The following is an 18,654-nucleotide window of genomic DNA, read 5'->3' as shown; positions in this document are numbered from 1 at the left end:
CCTAAACCCCTAACTTAATTGACTGCGAAATTTATTCACACTAATAGTTAATAAAACAACAGCAAAGGCGACTAACGCTAAAACATTCATCCACAGGACATCTAAACCCACACCTTTAAGTAAAATTCCCCGCACGATCGCAATATAATGACGTAGGGGATTGAGTAGAGATAAGACTTGGAAGACAGGAGGCATGGCTTCAATAGGTGCGATCGCGCCAGAAGTCTGTACCATTGGTAAATTAATAAAGAAAGATGTCAGCACTACTTGCTGCTGGGAACTACTGATAGTAGCTAACATAATCCCTAAGCTAATTCCCACAAATACATACATACTTGATAAGGCAAGAAATAATATAAAATTTCCACGGAATGGGACGTGAAATATTACCGTTGCTATAGTAATAGCCAGTAAAACATCCCCCATTAATAAAAATGCTAAGGGAACAATTTTAGATAATAATATTTCCCAGTTTGCCGCCGGTGTCATTAATAATTGTTCTATCGTTCCTGTATCTTTCTCCCTCACAACTGTAACGGCTGACACTAATGTACTAATTAATGTCAACACTAAACCCATAACCCCTGGTACGAAAAACCAACTACTAGTTAGTCCAGGATTATAAAGAAACACCACATTAGATGAGATTGGTGGACTAGTTTTCCCTGGAGTTATACGCAGGTTATATTGCTGAATAATTTGATTCATATAATTGCTGGCAATTCCGGCTGTATTTGCGTTGACAGCATCAATAAATACTTGGATCTCTGCTGAGTTTTTGGCAAGTTGGCGCGGAAAATCGGGAGGAATAATCACACCGACATCTAACTTTCCCTCTTCTACCTCACGACTCAATTCTTTTTCACTGCTGGGGACAGATTCTAAAGTAAAAATCTGATTCGATGTCATAGCTGAAACTAACTCACGACTCGCGCTAATGTTGGCGTAATCGATGACACCTAAACGTAAGTTATGCACATCAGGATTGAGAATAAAACCATAGAGCAATAGTTGGATAGTCGGCGGGACTATTAACAATATCATTAATTGTTTATTGCGTATAATCTGATTGATTTCTTTGCGTACTAATGCCCAAAATGGACTATCAAATAAGCGTTGAATAAGTTTCATAGTTAGGGACTGGGGATTGGGGATTAGGGACTGGGTATTGGGTTAAATAATAGAAGTTTTTTCTACCTAATTTCACATCGAACATATTTTATATTAAGGCAGGACATCACCCTAAATATATAGTATGATTTCATCGCTAGTAATCTCAATATTTTTAATATTATTGATCACATTAAGTAAATTTTGTTTTTCTTGTCCAGAACTATTAAAAAAATTGAAAATTTGGAGTAACAACTTAGAGTGAATAAGAGGATAGTTTATAACTTTCCGTTTATTTGGAAATATCTCTTGATCATGTTGAGCTATCGTTGTATTTCGTTCTGTAATACTATCGTTAACCACAACAAATTTAATAGACTTGGTTTCGTTAATACATCCATGTCGATTAAAAGTCCAAGGAAAAACCACTCTTCTTTCTATAATATTGTTTTGTTTGATTTCATAATATTCTGGTCGCTTCAATGACTGTCTATCAGGTATAGAACCTTTATTACGGAGGCAGTTTAAATCATTAGCTGTGAGATGCAATTCAAAACTTGTATTGTTACAACCTGCCTCTGTGAAAGCATTAACACGACCTTTAACAGATAAACATTCTTCAATTGTAGATATATAAATCGGAAAATTTACTAATTCTGCTGGTAGTTGAGATTTACGTAAAGCCTTATTTAGCTTAATTACAGTTGTTAAATATAAATAAGCTATGTACAAAATAAAAACTATTAATACTCCAAACAACAAAAAAGTAAAATATGAAATGTATTGTAACATTTACTTGTGCCAATGAAAAAATTTGATGTCTCTGAGTGAAAATATTAACTTGTCTCACATTCTAGGTGAAAATAATAAGAGTTTGAGAGAGAGAATATTTGATTTTCATATCTTAATTTAGCAATGACTCTATCTTTCATTGAAGTACAGTATAAAAATTCAACTTGGTAATTGCATTCTGCTTAAAATTCGGCGCGATACATTGAAAAAGAATAATCCTAAGACTGCAAGCATAATTAAATCAAACCACACTCCAGCAAATCCTATACCACGTACAAAGGCATCGCGAGTCACATCGATGTAATAGCGCGCAGGAATTATATTCGGTGCTAGTGATAGGGGGAAAGGAATATTATTGAGAGGATAAATAAAACCTGAAAGTAATAAAGATGTAATAAAACCTATCAGAGAAACACCTTGGACAGCCGCATTTTGGTTACTACTCCTGACTCCTAAAAGTAGCCCAAAAAAAACACTATCCATCAAAAATAACAAAGTTCCTATGATTAATGTGATGGGATTACCTACAATACCGACCTGAAAAACTAATGAACCTAGTATCATCACTATTAAGGTTTCAGCAATGGCAATTAATAAATAGGCTAGTCCTTTCCCTAGTAACAATTCTGAAGCGCTAATACTAGAAGCATAAATTTGCAAAACTGTACCTTTTTCCTTTTCTCTAACCATTGCGATCGCAGCTAATAAGGAAGGAAAAATCCACAAAATTACACCGTAGACTCCTGGCACAATATACAATGATTCTAACCTCCCAGGATTAAACCATAAACGTAATCTAGGCGTAATTGTACTAGTAGTAGGTAAAAGTCCATGCTCTTGCATAAAAAAGTTAGTAACTCGTTGAATACTCCCTCTAATCACACGCGCGTTATTCACATCAGTTGCATCAATTAAGATTTGCAAATTTGTATTTCTACCTGCTTGAATATCTCTGCTAAATTCCGGTGGAATAATAACCGCAGCTTTAGCAATTCCTTTATCGATAGCATCCCGTGTAGGGTTCATACCAGACCATTCTTTCGGAATAAATTGATTAGTAGCGTACAATCTTTCAATGTAGCTTTGACTTAAGTTAGTGCGGTTGAAATCTTGAACAACTAAAGGAATATCTTTACTCTCTAATCTGATAGCAAAACCAAAAATAATTAAGGTAAGAAATGGTAATAGAAATGCTAACGCCAACGTCAGGCGATCGCGGCGAAATTGGGCTATTTCCTTCACACATTGAGCAAGGATTCTTTTCATGAGGGAGATTGGTGATTGGGGATTGGGGAAGAATAATTAAATTTGCGATCGCTCTACTATACCGATAAAGGCATCTTCTAAGGAAAAAGGAATGGAACGTAGGGAATTGATGGTGATTTTATGGGATTCTAAAAGTTGTTTTAATTGATTGATTTCTACTTCTGGATTGTCGAGGACGATGTGTAAACTGTCAGCAAATATCGAAACTCGCCAAGATTCAAAATGTTGTTTGAGTAACTTAGATGCGGCTTGATTTTGACTAACGATAATTTCTATTAATTTTCCTGGCTGCGAGGATTTGATAAAACTCGGTGAACCTTCGGCGACAGTTTCCCCTGCAACCATAAAACTCATCCGGTTACATTGTTCAGCTTCTTCTAAATAATGAGTGGTGACTAAAATAGCTGTACCATTACGAGCAAAATCATTAATTAACTTCCAAAATTGACGACGCGCTAGGGGATCTACTCCTGATGTGGGTTCGTCTAAAAATAAAATATCTGGTTCGTGCATGACGGAAGCACCAAAGGCGACTCGTTGTTTCCAACCGCCTGGTAACTGTCCAGTCAGCATATTTTCCTGTCCTTCTAAGCCACAGGTAGCAATTACCCAATCAATTTTTTCTTGTCGTAGTTTGCGAGGTACACCGTAAACACCGCTATAGAATTCTAAGTTTTGCAGAATCGTTAAATCGTCATAGAGAGTGAACTTTTGACTCATATAACCAATGCGCCGCCTCAAGTCTGCACTACGCAGATTTCCAGTTTCACCACCCAAGGAAACTTTGCCACCGCTTGCAGCTAACAACCCACACAGCATTTTAATCGTAGTGGTTTTACCCGCACCGTTGGCACCCAACAACCCAAAGATTTCCCCATAACGCACCTCAACATTCACATTCTTCACCGCTTGGAACTTACCAAACACCCGACTCAGGTTGTGTGCGTAGATGGCGAGTGCTGAGTGGTGAGTGGTGAGTGCTGAGTGGTGAGTGCTGAGTTGAGAAATAAATTCTCCCCTGTCTACCTTGTCCCCAATCCCCAACTCTTCTTCATTTTGAATTTTGAATTTTGAATTTTGAATTGATTCGTCCCCAGTCCCCAATCCCCTCATCCGCGATCGCGGAAATGGGAAAAACTGCGGTGCTGAACCTTGTTGACGCAAGCGGGTAACAAAGACGTTTTCTAATGTGGGTTCGCCATGTTCGATATGAGGTGAGGGTAAATCGTGTTGTTGTAGTAATGTGCGGACTTCGGTTTCACCAATCTCTAAATCAGGAACGAGGACATCTAAGCGATCGCCAAATATCTGCACATCGGCTATATTTGTCTGGTTAGCTTGGGAAAGTACGGCTTCTGTGGCTTCTAGATTTGCTGTTCGCACTTCTAAGCGATGCAAACCTAAGTTAGCGCGTAATTCGGCGGGTGTGCCAATTTCGTGAATTTTTCCACTGTACATCAAGGCGACGCGGTGACAGCGTTCGGCTTCGTCTAGATATGGTGTGGCGACGACAATTGTCATTCCCTCGGCGGATAACTCTGCTAACACATCCCAAAATTCCCGCCGAGAAACTGGATCTACACCGGTGGTGGGTTCATCAAGTAACAAAACTTCTGGTTGTGATACCAAAGCACAACACAAGGCTAGTTTTTGTTTCATCCCGCCCGAAAGTTGTCCTGCCAAGCGATCGCCAAATCGCTCTAAACTCATTAATGTTAAATATTTATCGCGTCTTGTTTGTAACAAGTCGTCTGGAACTTGTCGCAACCCAGCTGCATAACGCAAGTTTTCATCAATACTTAAATCTAAATACAGTGAAAACTGTTGTGTAAGATAGCCTGTCATTAACCTCGCATCTCGCGCAGGTTGGTTAAATATCTGCACTTCTCCGGCGGTGGCTTCCATGATTCCGCCCAAAATGTGAAATGTGCTGGTTTTTCCTGCGCCGTCAGGGCCAATTAGTCCAAACATTTCGCCTTTTTCGACTGTGAAATCAATGCCTTTGACAGCCGCTAGTTTGCCATAGTGTTTGTGTAAGCCACGCACTTTGATGGCGGGAGGTGTGGAAGATAAGGGTGTGTTTGTTGAGGCGGTTGTGAGTGGTTGTTGCATATTTGAGAAGTAGGATTTTTTTCCTCACGCATACTGCTTCGCAGAACCCGCAGGGTAGGCGCAAAGGCGCAAAGATGCAAAGATGCAGAGAAAGATTAAGGAGAAAAAGGGAGAATTTTGATCAAGTTGTATCATCCCCCTGCCCCCTTGCTTTAACTTTCTGTTGCCTGCAAATCAATCTCCGCATCTGCCGGCATTCCCATCTTGGCGCAGGGTGAATTTGTGTCTGTGTAGGGATTTTCGGGGTTGAAGCAACCTTCAGGATTTTCTACTGCAACGCGAATTCCTACTACTTGTCTGACTCTATCTTTTTGAAAGTAAATGTTTTCTGGTGTGAATGATGCTTGGGGATCAATGGCGATGACTTTACCTGTGAGGGGTTTGTCTGGCGCGGAATCAATGAAGATTTTCGTTGTTTGTCCGAGGCGGACTTTGCCAATATCCCCTTCGGGAATAAAACCGCGAAAATAGACTGTTTTGGGGTCAATAATGGTCAAAATATTTGTCTGACTACTAACTATTGCCCCTGGTTCGACACTACGGGCTGTAACTACGCCATCTAAGGGACTGACGACATTTAAATCTTTTTTGGAGTCTGCAATCTGAGTGAGTATTTGCTGTTTGGATGCTTGGGCATCTCTGACTTTAGCTTGGGCTGATTTGACTTTGGCTTGGGCTGATTTGAGTTGGGCGTAACTTTGCTGTTGTCTTCTGACTAAGGCGACAAGCTGACTGTTACGAATGTCAGGATTTAAATTTGTGGTGTTGGCTTGCTTTAACGCACCTAATGCGGCACTTAATTGTTGACGTTCGGCGTTAACTGCGGCTTGTCTAGCTTCGAGGGTGGCTATGGCTGTGTCTAGAGTCGTTTGTGCTTGGTCGAATTGTTGTTGATTGATTGCCCCTTCTTTGACTAATTGGGCATAGCGATCGCGATTAATTTTCGCTAAATTAACTTCAGCTGCTGCTTGTTTAACTTGCGCTTGTGCCTGCACTAATGTGGCTTGGGCTGCTGCAACGTTAGACTCAGCTTGCTCAATTTTGCCTGTACTATCCCCTTGGGATTGTCGCCAGTTGAGTTTAGCTTCGTTAATTTGACTGTTAATTTCTTGAATTTCTCTGGCAACTCGCTCAACATCGGCAACAGCTTGTTGTTCGTCATATTCAGCCGATGTTACTCTTGCTTCTGTCCCACGCAGTTGTTCTTGTAGTAATTGGTCTTCTGTGTCATCTAATTTAATTAACTCTTGTCCCTGCTTAACTGCTGCCCCTTCCCGTACAGCAATTGACTCAATTCTACCCGCACGCTTCACCCCAATCTCGGTTTCATAGCCTTCAATTCGACCACTAACTTTCAGTGCATTGACTAAACCTTGGGGTTGACTACGCCATACAGCATAGCCAATACCACCCACTAAGAGTAATCCGCCAATCAATAAAGGTATTGGTGGTTTGCGGTGCTGTGGCTTTGGAGATAACGGAGTATCGGTGAGATTTTCCCGTGGGTTTGGGGCAGTCTGCGTCATATTTGCACCCTAGATAATCACAAAATATTTTTATTTTGGTCATCATACTAGACTGTCCAGTATGATATAGCAAGATATTCAGCAAAAAAATTTACTATTCATGCCTCAAACCTCCACTTTCCCCATAGAAAATGCCTTACCTGCCATTACTCCAAAACAAGAACAAATATTACAAGGAGCTATCCGAGTATTTTTGCAGGAGGGTTACGCTAAAACCAGTATGGATAGGGTTAGTGCGGCGGCTGGAGTCTCAAAACAAACAATATACAGTAACTTTCGAGACAAAGAAGGACTGTTTAAAGCCTTAATGGAAAGGCTAACACTTGCGTGTTTTCAGAGCCTATTTACTGGCACAAAATTACATGGTGAACCAGCAATATTACTACGTCAAGTAGGTGAAATTTATTTAACTAAAGTAGCCGACAACCCAGATTATTTGGCATTGTTGCGCGTCATGATCACCGAATCACAAAACTTTCCCGAACTAGCCAAACTTTATACCCAAAACGTTGTACAGCGCGGAAGGCAAATCCTCAGCCAATATTTCGCCGCCCATCCCGAACTAGGAATTACCGATCCAGAAGCAATGGCGCACATCTTTTTCGGTTCACTAGTATCCCACGTAATTGTCCAAGAGATGCTGCACGGCAAAGAACTGATGTCTTTATCACGCGATCGCCTGTTAGACAGCTTGATCAACGTTATTATGAACCAAAGGAGTGAGGAGTGCTGAGTGCTGAGTTAATGAGTAATGAGTAATGAGTAATGAGTTTTGAGTTCACAGATAAATTCTACCTTGTCCCCAATCCCCAGTCCCCAATCCCCAATCCCCAATCCCCTGCCGTTTATCTCCAATAAACGTTAAAATCGAGTCAGTTTTTGTAATGTAGCGGTTGTGTCCCACATCGGTAAGACTGCGGTTCACTGCATAAATCCTGATTGTCAACGTCCCTATCCTCAACCTTGGGGTAGTAAATTTTGTACCAGTTGTGGCGAGGTGCTACATCTGTTAGATCGTTATATACCGATCGCAGCTTTGGGTTCTGGGGGATTTGCTCAGATTTATACAGTCTGGGATGAAGTGACACAGACCGAAAAAGTGCTGAAAGTGTTGGTAGAAGAGTCACCAAAGGCACTGGAATTATTTACGCAAGAGGCGGAAGTTTTGGTGAGTTTACGCCATCCTGGTGTACCTAAAGTTGAAGCTGACGGCAATTTTCAAATTAATTTGTCTAATCCTAAACCGCGCCAGTTAGCTTGTCTGGTGATGGAAAAAATTAACGGGCCGACTCTAGCAGAGATTTTAGATAATTATCCCCAAGGTTGCCCAGAAGCAGTGGTGATCAACTGGTTAATTCAAGCACTCAAAATTTTACAGGAATTGCATAAACGCCAAATTATTCACCGCGATATCAAACCTTCAAATTTAATGTTGCGGACTCCTGTATCAACAGCACTACCCAATCAAGGGGGAATTGGTTGGGAACAATTAGTGTTGATTGATTTTGGTGGAGCTAAACACGTTAAGATGGCAAGACTGCGACAAGAATCTAGTTCTACTAGATTATTTTCGTCAGGTTACAGTCCACCAGAACAAATCACTGGGGGAAATGTCGGGCCAGAGGCTGATTTTTACGCCTTGGGACGCACGATAATTGAGTTGCTGACAGGGACATATCCCCCAGATTTGGAAGATCCGCAAACAGGGGTTTTGCAATGGCGAAATCGAGTCAATGTTAATTCCCAGTTAGCAGATTTATTGGATGAAATGGTGAATGAGAATGTGCGATCGCGTCCTGCTAGTGCTGCTATTATCCTCAAAAGATTAACCAAAATTACTCAACCCAGTTCATCTTCATTATCAACTAATTGGCAGAAATTCTTAACTCAAGTTGCTCATCAATGGCAAGTTTTATTACAAGGAATTGAGCAATCTTTTGGTAACTTTGGTAAAACCATTCGCAAACTAGTGTTGTGGATATTTAAAACCATCTACCAAATTTTTACAGCTTGTCTATCGACGATTTGGGCAATGCTACTTGCCGGTTTGGGTGCTGGTGTGGGGACAATTTTCGGTTTTATTTTGGCTTATCATACCAGTTTGGGTGTGAGAATAGCGGAATTCATCTCCACACAACTACCTGAACTAGCTCAAAACTCCCAGTCTCTTGGGGGTGCAGAAATGCTGCTGTTTGCTACCGCCGGTTTAGGCACAGCTTTTGGCATCACCGTATCTGGGTGCTTTGCTCAAAGGCGACGGTTGTTTGTTACATCCTCAATGGGTATAATCAGCTATGCTTTTAGTTGGTTATTGTGGCGAGTAATTAGTGCAAATGGCGATCGCGGTGAAGGTTTAGTTGCAGCTGTAGCGATTGGCGTTTTTTTGTTAGCACTCAGCATAGGATTTCGTAGCCATCACATAGTTTATGCCGTTATTGGCGGCTTCGGTGCAGCAATGGGTTTTGCCACTTTGCTACTTTTAGAATTCCCCACCACAGCATTGCAATTTTCCAACTCTCCCACACTCTCAGAACTGTCCCTACCCATAGCATTTTTCAGTTCTGTAGGTATGTTTATGAGTTTTTGGTTCAGTGTTAGTTACTACCTCATTGTCCCAGGATTAAAGCTTTTAGGCTGGCGTTAAGTTGGGGATTGGGGATTGGGGACTGGGGACTGGGGACTGGGGACTGGGGACAAGGTAGACAAAGGGGACAAGGGGGACAAGGCAGAATTTGTTTCTCAACTCATTACTCAGCACTCATTACTCATTACTCATTACTCAGCACTCACCACGGGCTAAACGCCCCGCTACCGCTAACAGCACTCATTACTCATCACCACTTTACATATTTCCTCTTGAGAAAATTGACACATCAGGTTAAGCTTCCTTAGCGTAACTGCAAACTGTGGCAATAGGTAATGACAAATCAAACCTCCCCGCAAATTCCCGCTTGCACTTGGCATCGTTCTATTGGTTTAGGCTGGGACAAACCTTATACTGTTCGCTACGCAAGTAATATTGATGATGGGCCTTGGCATGGGATGCCTCTAGGTGGCTTTGGTGCTGGTTGTATCGGGCGTTCTTCGCGGGGAGATTTTAATCTATGGCACATCGACGGCGGTGAACACGTTTTTCAAAATTTCCCGGCTTGTCAATTTAGTGTATTTGAATCTGATGGCACATCTTCCCAAACTTATGCTTTGGCAACTACAGCCCCAACAGATGATAGTCTGCAAACATGGCAATGGTACCCAGCTTCTACCGCTACAAAAGAAACTGGTACATATCACGCACTGTATCCCCGTAGCTGGTTTGTGTATAAAAATGTTTTGCAAACACAGCTAACCTGTGAGCAGTTTTCTCCCGTTTGGGCGCATAATTACAAAGAAACTAGTTATCCGGTGGCGGTGTTTGTGTGGCAAGCACATAATGCCACTAATGCACCTATCACTCTCAGTATTATGCTCACTTGGCAGAATATGACTGGTTGGTTTACCAATGCCCTCAAATCACCAGAGGTGAAGGTGCGAGATGATGGTAGTCCGGTTTATGAGTATCAGCCGCGTTTGGGTGAGAGTCGGGGTAATTATAATTATTTAGTGGAAAGTCCCCAAGCTTTGGGCTGTTTTTTAGGAAGGGAGGGGACGACAGAACCTCTACAGGAAGGTGAAGGGAGTTGGTGTATTGCCACTCAAAAACATCCTCAAGTGGAAGTGTTTTATCATAGCCGTTGGCATCCTGTTGGTGATGGGGATGAAATTTGGCAAAGCTTTAGTCAGGATGGTTCATTACCTGATGTTATAGATATTACCCCAGCCGCAGACAATGAACAAATCGGGGCAGCGATCGCAGTTCGTTTGACTCTGCAACCAGGTGAAAGTCTAGAAATTCCCTTTGTTCTGGCTTGGGATTTCCCTGTCACTGAATTTGCGGCAGGGGTGAATTATCACCGCAGATATACAGACTTTTTCGGTACTAATGGTAACAATGCTTGGGCGATCGCTACTACTGCTTTAACTCGTTATCAAACTTGGCAACAGCAAATTCAAGCTTGGCAAGAGCCGATTTTAGGACGGGAAGATTTGCCCAATTGGTTTAAAATGGCTCTATTTAATGAACTATACGATCTTACCAGTGGTGGAACTCTCTGGAGTGCAGCGACAAAACACGATCCTATCGGTCAATTTGCTGTATTGGAGTGTTTAGATTACCGATGGTATGAAAGTTTAGATGTGAGATTATACGGTTCTTTTGGGTTGTTGTTACTCTTCCCAGAACTGGAAAAAGCGGTGATGCGTGCTTTTGCCAGGGCAATTCCCCAAGGTGATGATACACCCCGTGTGATTGGCTATTACTATACTATCGGTGTAGAAAGTCCCCTGGCTGTGCGGAAAGCTATCGGTGCTACACCCCACGATTTAGGCGCGCCGAATGAACACGTTTGGGAGAAAACTAACTACACCAGTTATCAAGACTGTAATTTGTGGAAGGATTTAGGCTGTGATTTTGTCTTGCAAGTTTACCGTGATTATCTGTTCACCGGTGCCAATGATGTAGAGTTTCTCCAAGATTGTTGGGATGCCATTGTTCAGACTTTAGATTACGTCAAAGCCTTTGATTTAGATGGAGATGGCATTCCCGAAAACTCCGGCGCACCTGATCAAACCTTTGATGATTGGCGACTGCAAGGCGTGAGTGCCTATTGTGGCGGTTTATGGATGGCAGCCTTAGAAGCAGCGATCGCCATTAGCGATATTTTAATCTTAAATCAGCCCGATTCAGAAAAATTACTCCAGCAAAAATCTCTTTACCAGACTTGGCTAACCCAATCCTTACCCATCTATCAGGAAAAACTCTGGAACGGCAAATATTATCGCCTAGATAGCGAAAGCGGCTCAGATGTAGTGATGGCAGATCAATTGTGTGGACAATTTTACGCCTATTTACTAGATTTACCAGAAATTGTGCCGAGCGATCGCGCCATTTCCGCCTTAAGAACCGTGTATGATGCCTGCTTCCTCAAATTTTACAACGGTCAATTTGGGGCAGCTAATGGTGTACTTCCCGACGGTTCACCAGAAAACCCCAACGCCACCCACCCCCTAGAAGTATGGACAGGAATTAACTTTGGACTAGCGGCATTTTTAGCACAGATGGGAATGAAAGATGAAGCCTTACGTTTAACCCAAGCCGTAGTAGAGCAAATTTATAGTAATGGCTTACAATTTCGCACACCAGAAGCCATTACCCCAGTCGGAACTTTCCGCGCTAGTACCTACTTACGCGCAATGGCTATTTGGGGGGTTTATTTGGTTTTATGAGTCGGGGACTGGGGACTGGGGACTGGGGATTGGGGATTGGGATATTTGATTTTAAATTGCGTTAGCGTAGCGGGACGTTAGTCCATTGCGAATTGCGAATTGCAAATTGCGAATTGATTTAAATTATTTCCAATTTTCCCCCAGGGATTAATTTAAGTCTGCGTCCTCGCCATTCGATGGTGTTACCTACAAGTCCGTAGCACCAGAGGAGAAAACTTACTACGTCGCGGATGGGGACTAACCATAAAAACTTGGTGGTAATGGGGTCTTGGAGACACCAAACAGCCATTACCCAGGCAAGAATTAATCTAGTTCCCCAGGTTAATAATAGGACTGACAAACCCCATATTGATCCGCCTGTTGCTAACAAAAACAATAAGCTAACGGCTGTACCTTGAGTAAATATCAGTCCTAAATATCCCCCAGGACGAGAAAACCTCGTGCAGAAATTCCAGCGTGTCTGACGTTGAATTAAATCAGTCAGGCTTTCTGTAGCGATCGCATGATTGATAATATATTCACTCAACACGACTTGATAACCGATTTGGGTTGGTAAATATCCCAGTTGAAAATCATCTGCTAAATAATCAGCAATGGCGGTAAATCCCCCAATGGCTTCTAAAACCGTCTTGCGAATGGCAATAGTGGGGCCGAGAGCAAATTTCATCCCCTCTAGCTTTCGCGCCACCAATACACCTGTATGATACTCTGTGGCAATGCCTACAGCTTCTAAAATTGCCACCCATCCCCTAACTACAGGACGATATAAACAAGTAACTACACCCACAGATTCCTGTTGCATAGGTTGAATGACTTGTTGTAAATAGTCTGAACCAACGCTGATATCGCTATCAGCCAGGACGAGAAAAGGGTGTTTTGCTTGGGTAACAGCATTAGCTAAATTACTGACTTTGAGATTTGTGCCGATGATGCGATCGCTAATCACTAGACTAATATCAACATTGGGGAAGTCTGCAATAATTTGCTTGACAACCGTCACACATGGATCATTGCCGTCACGCACACAGAAAATAATTTCATACTCTGGATAATCTTGTAGGCAAAAAGATTTAAAGTTTTCATAAGTATCAATATCCAGTCCACAAATTGGTTTTAAAACACTAATCGGTGGCTGGAAATCTGATGCTGTTGTCGTTGGTTGTGAGCAAAAATCTATGATTGCATAAACACCATAGCAATAATAGCAAATAGCTGATAAGCATAAAATCAGCAGCAAATAATAGCATCCAACACTAAAAAAAGCACTGTAATTTACCAAATTTTTTAGCGATTGTGTAAGGAAATCAGATAGTAAAGAAATTAAGTCCATATTTATCGATATATTACAAAAAGGAAGAATTAGTCATTAGTCATTAGTCATTAGTCATTAGTTAACGCCGTGTACAACTTTCTCTCAAACCTAACCCCCAACCCCTTCCCTACAAGGGAAGGGGAGCAAGATTTAAAGCCTCTCTCCTTGCAGGGGCTACGGTGTACACACAAGTCTTATAACCTTGTCTCACATCGTTTTGATCCCCCTAAATCCCCCTTAAAAAGGGGGACTTTAATTCTAGTTCCCCCCTTTTTTAAGGGGGGTTAGGGGGGATCAAGCCCCATTTTGCACTCAGCACAAAGATGTGTTTACACCGCAGCCTTGTAGGGGAGAGGTTTGGAGAGGGGTTTCAAAAATAAGTTGCACATCGCGTTCATTAGTCATTAGTTTTTCTTCCCCTGCTTCCCCTTTTCCCAATCCCCAATCCCCAATCCCTTATGAATCTAATTGCCTTTTTAATCCGTTCCTCATGGCAGATGGTGATGATTGCAATTATCACCGGATTTTTGAGTGGCGGTAGTAGTGCGGGACTAATTGCCCTCATCAGCACGGCTGCAAGTCGCACTCAGTCTACACCTGTCACCTTAATTGCTTGGGGATTTGCTGGGTTAGCGATAGTAGCACTTGTCACCAGTATCATGTCCCAAATGGTTTTGATTCGTCTGGCGCAAAATGCAGTTTTACAGTTAAGAATGCGTTTGAGTCGTCAGATTTTAGCATCGGAGTTAAGCCATTTAGAACAGTTAGGCAATTCTCGACTGTTAGCATCTTTGATTGAAGATATTCAAGCTGTTGCCAATGCAGTTTATCAGATGCCGACGTTATTTATAAATCTGGCGATTGTTTTTGGTTGTGTAGTGTATATCACTTGGCTCTCTTGGATAGTCTTGCTAATGGTTGTTAGTTTAGCAGTAGTGGCGATCGCTAGTTGTCAATGGCTCTTAAATCGCGGTGAAAAGATGCTGGCTTTGGCACGGGAAGATGAGGATAAAATATTTCAGCATCTAGGAACTCTCACCGCAGGAATTAAAGAATTAAAACTACACCATCAACGACGACAAGTATTTTTAGAAGATAAATTACAGTCAACATCTGCTAATTTCCGTCACCATAATGTCACGGGACTGAGTTTTTTTGCTGTGACTTCTAGTTGGGGTCAACTCATATTTTTCTTTGCTTTGGGATTTGTTTTATTTACACTGCCAAATTTACTAACAGTTAATCAGCAAACCCTCTCCGGTTATATTTTGACCTTCACTTATTTAGTCGTGCCAATGGACAATATTATTGGCAAACTCCCCTTACTTAGCAAAGCCAGTATTGCACTGCAAAAAATCGAATCTCTAGGTTTATCTCTAGCTAGCCGTACTGAACAAGTAAATACTCAACCACCCGCAGTTAATTCTCATTGGCACAGCTTAAAGTTTTGCGAAGTTACTCACACCTATTACACAGATAAAGAAGATAGTAGTTTTATCCTTGGCCCCATTGATTTGACTATTTATCCCCAAGAAATAGTTTTTATCGTCGGTGGTAATGGTAGCGGTAAATCTACCTTAGCTAAATTAATTACAGGTTTGTATATTCCTGAAGATGGCAAAGTTTTATTAGACAGTGAATTGATTAATGAACAAAACCGCGAATGGTATCGTCAACATTTTTCTGTAGTGTTTGCTGACTTTTATTTATTTGAAGAATTATTGGGGTTAGACAATCCTTATTTAGATAAACAAGCGCAAAAATATCTCCAGCAATTGCAATTAGACCATAAAGTTAAAATTACTAACGGTCAACTTTCCACCACTGCCCTTTCTCAAGGACAGCGTAAACGTTTAGCCTTACTGACAGCTTATTTAGAAGATAGACCGATTTATTTATTTGATGAATGGGCAGCAGATCAAGACCCAGTATTTAAAGATATCTTTTACACTCAGCTATTACCAGAATTAAAAAGTAGAGGCAAAACAGTGTTAGTCATTAGCCATGACGATCGCTATTTTGATTTAGCAGACCGCATAATTAAATTAGAATACGGCAAAATTGCATATAGTAAGCAAACCAGCACTCGTTAGGGAATTGAAAGATGCCAGAAGCTAAAAATGTCCTGGGTACAGATTTAGAAGTTTGCTGTACCTCTCCCATGACTGGGTTTTATCGTGATGGTTTTTGTTCCACAGGTGCTTATGATACCGGAATGCACGTTGTTTGCGCCCAAGTCACCGCCGAATTTTTAGCGTTTACCAAATCACGCGGTAACGACCTCAGCACACCATACCCTGAGTATAACTTTCCTGGATTAAAGCCCGGCGATCGCTGGTGTTTATGTGCATCCCGTTGGCAAGAAGCACTAGAAGCCGGCGTTGCTCCCCCCGTGGTGCTAGCAGCAACTCACGCTAGGGCTTTGGAAGTTTGTAATTTTGCAGATTTAAAAGCCCACGCTGTAGTTTCTAACTAAGACAAATAAACTCTAAATACACAGGGGTGAATCTAAATTTGTAGGGGCGGGTTCACCGAGATCATCGTTAATTGTGCATGATATTTGATTAACCACGCCCTACCGAGTTTTGTTAGCTCCAAGCATAGGCTATTTTTTTGATAGAAGGTTTTCCTAATTCACATCAGGCGTGATTTTGGATTTTGGATTGAAGAATCTAAAATCCAAAATCCAAAACCCAAAATTGCATTGCCCCATGCCCAATTTCTAAACCCCCACAACTTTTGCCGCCGCTTGGTTGCGACGTTCTTTTAAATAAGAAAAGAACTCCCCACCCTCACGCAGTCGCCTAACTAACATTTGTTTATCAGTCAACATTTCCCAAACAATAGGCAATATAGCTTGGGGACGGAAGTAAAATTGGCGATACATTCTTTCCACTGCATCTTCTATCTCTGCACTAGAAAGTGTGGGATATTGCAAAGTTGAGGTTTGAATCCCAGAGTTAGCTACTAAAGATTGGTCACTAAACCAACCGTTAGCTTGAGCCTGTTCATACAATTCTGTGCCTGGATAGGGTGCGGCTATAGAAACTTGAATTGTATGGGGATTTAACTCACAGGCAAAACGAATAGTTTCTTCGACAGTTTCTTTAGTTTCAATGGGCAACCCAATAATAAAAGTCCCGTGGACTGTGATTCCTAGTTTGTGGCAATTTTTCATAAATTCCCGTGCCACTTCTAACTTGATACCTTTTTTAATCCGGTTGAGGACTTCTTGATTACCCGATTCAAACCCTACTAGGAGCAATCTTAAACCATTATCTCGTAATTGTTTGAGGGTATCGTAGTCTAAATTAGCACGAGCGTTACAACTCCAAGTCAATTTGAGTTTTTTCATGTGTTCGCTGATGGCGATCGCTCTATGCTTATCAATGGTGAAGGTATCATCATCAAACATATACTCCTGCACCTTGTCGCCAAACAGTTCTTTGGCTTGCGCCATCTCCCTTCCCACGGCTTCCGGGCTTTTATGACGATATAAATGTCCGCCAATAGTCTGTGGCCACAAACAAAAGGTACACTTCGCCGGACAACCACGCCCCGTATAAAAGGAAACGTAGGGATGTTTAAGATAGCCAATGAAATATTTAGTAATATCTAAATCACGGGCATATACAGGTAAAACACTGGGCATAGTATCCCAGTCATGAATTAACGGGCGTTCTTCATTGTGGCGAATATTACCAAACTGATCCCGATAACTCAAGCCAAGAATTTCATCCCAAGGTTTACCCTCAGCTAACTCCTTACAGGTGTAATCAAACTCATTCCGACAGACAAAATCAATCACTGGGTGATCCCGCAGCGTTGCATCTGGTAACACTGCAACGTGCGCCCCCACAAAACCTATCTGCACATCAGGATTTTGATTTTTAATGGCAGCTGCACACTGCACATCATTTGCTAAAGATGGGGTACTAGTGTGCATAATCACCAGTTCATAATCTTTAGCAATTTGCAACACATCCTCCACAGTTTGATTGTGTGGCGGTGCATCTACTAGCCTGCTACCAGGGACTAAAGCCGCCGGTTGGGCTAACCATGTGGGATACCAAAAAGACGTAATTTCCCGCTTGGCTTGGTATCGCGCACCCGCACCACCGTCAAACCCATCAAAGGAAGGGGGACTGAGGAATAAAGTTTTCTTCACTGATATCTCTCCTAGAACAAACCACCATACCAAATTGGTATCAATAGTATGATTCGAGATTGTTGGAATCACCCGTAAACCCAGGTTTGCAATCCCAAATCTAAAATCCAAAATTGGTATTAGCCTGCTTTTAAGTTGACACTGTTGAGTTGCTGAAGTAACGCTTCTACATCACTCCGGCTGAGTTTTTCTTTACCATTGGCTAAAGCTTCAATTGTGCCATGCGCTAAGGCTAGGGGGATTTGGCAAAATTGCAGAGCCGGGCCATCTGGTAAACTACTGGTATAAGCATCTGCTAAAGCTAAATTCCGCAGTGCATACTCTTGCATCTTGGCTGCATTCCAACCATCGGGGAAAAAGCTGACTCCACGCCCTAAATCTTCCACATGATTACGTAAAATGTTGACGGCTTGCAAGCCGCGACCAAAACCGATAGCTTGTGTGCGGTTGGTTTGTGTGCCATCATACCAAGTCCACAAATCCGAAAGCATCAAGCCGACTGCACCCGCCACCCCAAAGGTGTAACGGTCTAAATCTGCTTCTGTATGCACTTTCCAGTTAACTTCCGCCCAGTAAGCCATTCGGTCTGACATCGCCGCCGTCGCGTCCCAGATGCGGGGTGCAATAGTTTCTGGTGCTAGAATTGACCATTCCCGAATTCTGATGGTGACTTCTTCTAAAATATCTTCGTAGCCACTAAAACCCGCCGCAAAAGCATCCACAGGAAACCCGTCAACTCCTGATTGTAGAGTCAAGCTAATTGCACGCAACAATTTTGCTTTTGTGGGATTGTCTAGAGTGGGATGGTCTTCAATTTCATCAATAGCACGCATACACAGGTACGCTGATGCGACTGCCTCTTGCAACCCTGGAGGTAAAATACTAATCGGAATATAAAACGTTCGACTAGTTTCCTTGAGGATTTGCAAAGCATCTCTACGTAAATCCATGTTGTCATTCCCCTGTTGATTTTTACACCACACGCAATTGGCAGTTTTTTTGATAATACTGGATATTGTTTTTACTGAATCTAAAAAAGTATAGAT

Annotated in this window: 14 protein-coding genes; 5 read left to right on the top strand and 9 right to left on the bottom strand. The window is 41.9% G+C overall.

Annotation, left to right across the window (positions count from 1 at the left end; all coding sequences use genetic code 11):
- Positions 1 to 9: 9 nt before the first annotated feature.
- The 5 genes from ACQFX9_RS23770 to ACQFX9_RS23750 form a co-directional block, all read right to left on the bottom strand.
- Positions 10 to 1,131, bottom strand: a complete 1,122-nt coding sequence (locus tag ACQFX9_RS23770) for an ABC transporter permease (RefSeq protein WP_427158992.1) — start codon at positions 1,129 to 1,131, stop codon at positions 10 to 12.
- A gap of 111 nt (positions 1,132 to 1,242) precedes the next feature.
- Entirely contained in the window at positions 1,243 to 1,902 is a 660-nt protein-coding gene (locus tag ACQFX9_RS23765) for a hypothetical protein (RefSeq protein ID WP_427158991.1), read from the bottom strand.
- 159 nt (positions 1,903 to 2,061) lie between these two features.
- On the bottom strand, positions 2,062 to 3,168 hold the full coding sequence (locus ACQFX9_RS23760; protein ID WP_427158990.1) for an ABC transporter permease: 1,107 nt from the start codon (positions 3,166 to 3,168) through the stop codon (positions 2,062 to 2,064).
- A gap of 36 nt (positions 3,169 to 3,204) precedes the next feature.
- Positions 3,205 to 5,280: an ATP-binding cassette domain-containing protein gene (locus ACQFX9_RS23755; RefSeq protein ID WP_427158988.1), complete on the bottom strand. Its 2,076-nt coding sequence runs from the start codon at positions 5,278 to 5,280 to the stop codon at positions 3,205 to 3,207.
- Between the two features lie 152 nt (positions 5,281 to 5,432).
- Positions 5,433 to 6,806 (bottom strand): HlyD family secretion protein, encoded by a 1,374-nt coding sequence (locus tag ACQFX9_RS23750; RefSeq protein WP_427158986.1) that lies wholly within the window; start codon positions 6,804 to 6,806, stop codon positions 5,433 to 5,435.
- A gap of 100 nt (positions 6,807 to 6,906) precedes the next feature.
- Between ACQFX9_RS23750 and ACQFX9_RS23745 the strand changes: the two genes are divergently transcribed.
- Positions 6,907 to 7,539: a TetR/AcrR family transcriptional regulator gene (locus ACQFX9_RS23745; protein WP_427158985.1), complete on the top strand. Its 633-nt coding sequence runs from the start codon at positions 6,907 to 6,909 to the stop codon at positions 7,537 to 7,539.
- A gap of 45 nt (positions 7,540 to 7,584) precedes the next feature.
- Here ACQFX9_RS23745 and ACQFX9_RS23740 read toward each other — a convergent pair whose 3' ends face one another.
- Positions 7,585 to 7,731, bottom strand: coding sequence for a hypothetical protein (locus tag ACQFX9_RS23740; RefSeq protein WP_427163062.1), 147 nt, complete (start codon positions 7,729 to 7,731; stop codon positions 7,585 to 7,587).
- Here ACQFX9_RS23740 and ACQFX9_RS23735 point away from each other — a divergent pair.
- A complete protein-coding gene (locus tag ACQFX9_RS23735; protein WP_427158983.1) occupies positions 7,702 to 9,450 on the top strand; it encodes a serine/threonine protein kinase in 1,749 nt (582 codons plus the stop codon). The two genes, ACQFX9_RS23740 and ACQFX9_RS23735, sit on opposite strands and share 30 nt — an antisense overlap.
- Positions 9,451 to 9,725: 275 nt before the next feature.
- Positions 9,726 to 12,128: a GH116 family glycosyl hydrolase gene (locus tag ACQFX9_RS23730; protein WP_427158982.1), complete on the top strand. Its 2,403-nt coding sequence runs from the start codon at positions 9,726 to 9,728 to the stop codon at positions 12,126 to 12,128.
- A 118-nt stretch (positions 12,129 to 12,246) separates the two neighbouring features.
- On the opposite strand, the gene hpnI is transcribed toward ACQFX9_RS23730, so the two are convergent.
- Positions 12,247 to 13,365, bottom strand: a complete 1,119-nt coding sequence (hpnI, locus tag ACQFX9_RS23725; RefSeq protein ID WP_427158981.1) for a bacteriohopanetetrol glucosamine biosynthesis glycosyltransferase HpnI — start codon at positions 13,363 to 13,365, stop codon at positions 12,247 to 12,249.
- Positions 13,366 to 13,898: 533 nt separating this feature from the next.
- Here hpnI and ACQFX9_RS23720 point away from each other — a divergent pair.
- Both ACQFX9_RS23720 and ACQFX9_RS23715 read left to right on the top strand, forming a co-directional pair.
- Positions 13,899 to 15,533, top strand: a complete 1,635-nt coding sequence (locus tag ACQFX9_RS23720; RefSeq protein WP_427158979.1) for a cyclic peptide export ABC transporter — start codon at positions 13,899 to 13,901, stop codon at positions 15,531 to 15,533.
- Positions 15,534 to 15,544: 11 nt separating this feature from the next.
- A complete protein-coding gene (locus ACQFX9_RS23715; protein ID WP_236142533.1) occupies positions 15,545 to 15,916 on the top strand; it encodes a DUF2237 family protein in 372 nt (123 codons plus the stop codon).
- Positions 15,917 to 16,162: 246 nt separating this feature from the next.
- On the opposite strand, the gene hpnJ is transcribed toward ACQFX9_RS23715, so the two are convergent.
- On the bottom strand, positions 16,163 to 17,608 hold the full coding sequence (gene hpnJ, locus ACQFX9_RS23710) for a hopanoid biosynthesis associated radical SAM protein HpnJ (RefSeq protein WP_427158976.1): 1,446 nt from the start codon (positions 17,606 to 17,608) through the stop codon (positions 16,163 to 16,165).
- Between the two features lie 119 nt (positions 17,609 to 17,727).
- Positions 17,728 to 18,558 carry a squalene/phytoene synthase family protein gene (locus ACQFX9_RS23705; RefSeq protein WP_427158974.1) on the bottom strand — a complete coding sequence of 277 codons (831 nt, stop codon included), beginning with the start codon at positions 18,556 to 18,558 and terminating at the stop codon, positions 17,728 to 17,730.
- Between the last annotated feature and the right edge of the window lie 96 nt (positions 18,559 to 18,654).

This window comes from Aliinostoc sp. HNIBRCY26 (genome assembly GCF_050235535.1).
Lineage (GTDB): Bacteria > Cyanobacteriota > Cyanobacteriia > Cyanobacteriales > Nostocaceae > Trichormus.
This window is presented reverse-complemented; position numbering and strand designations above follow the sequence as displayed.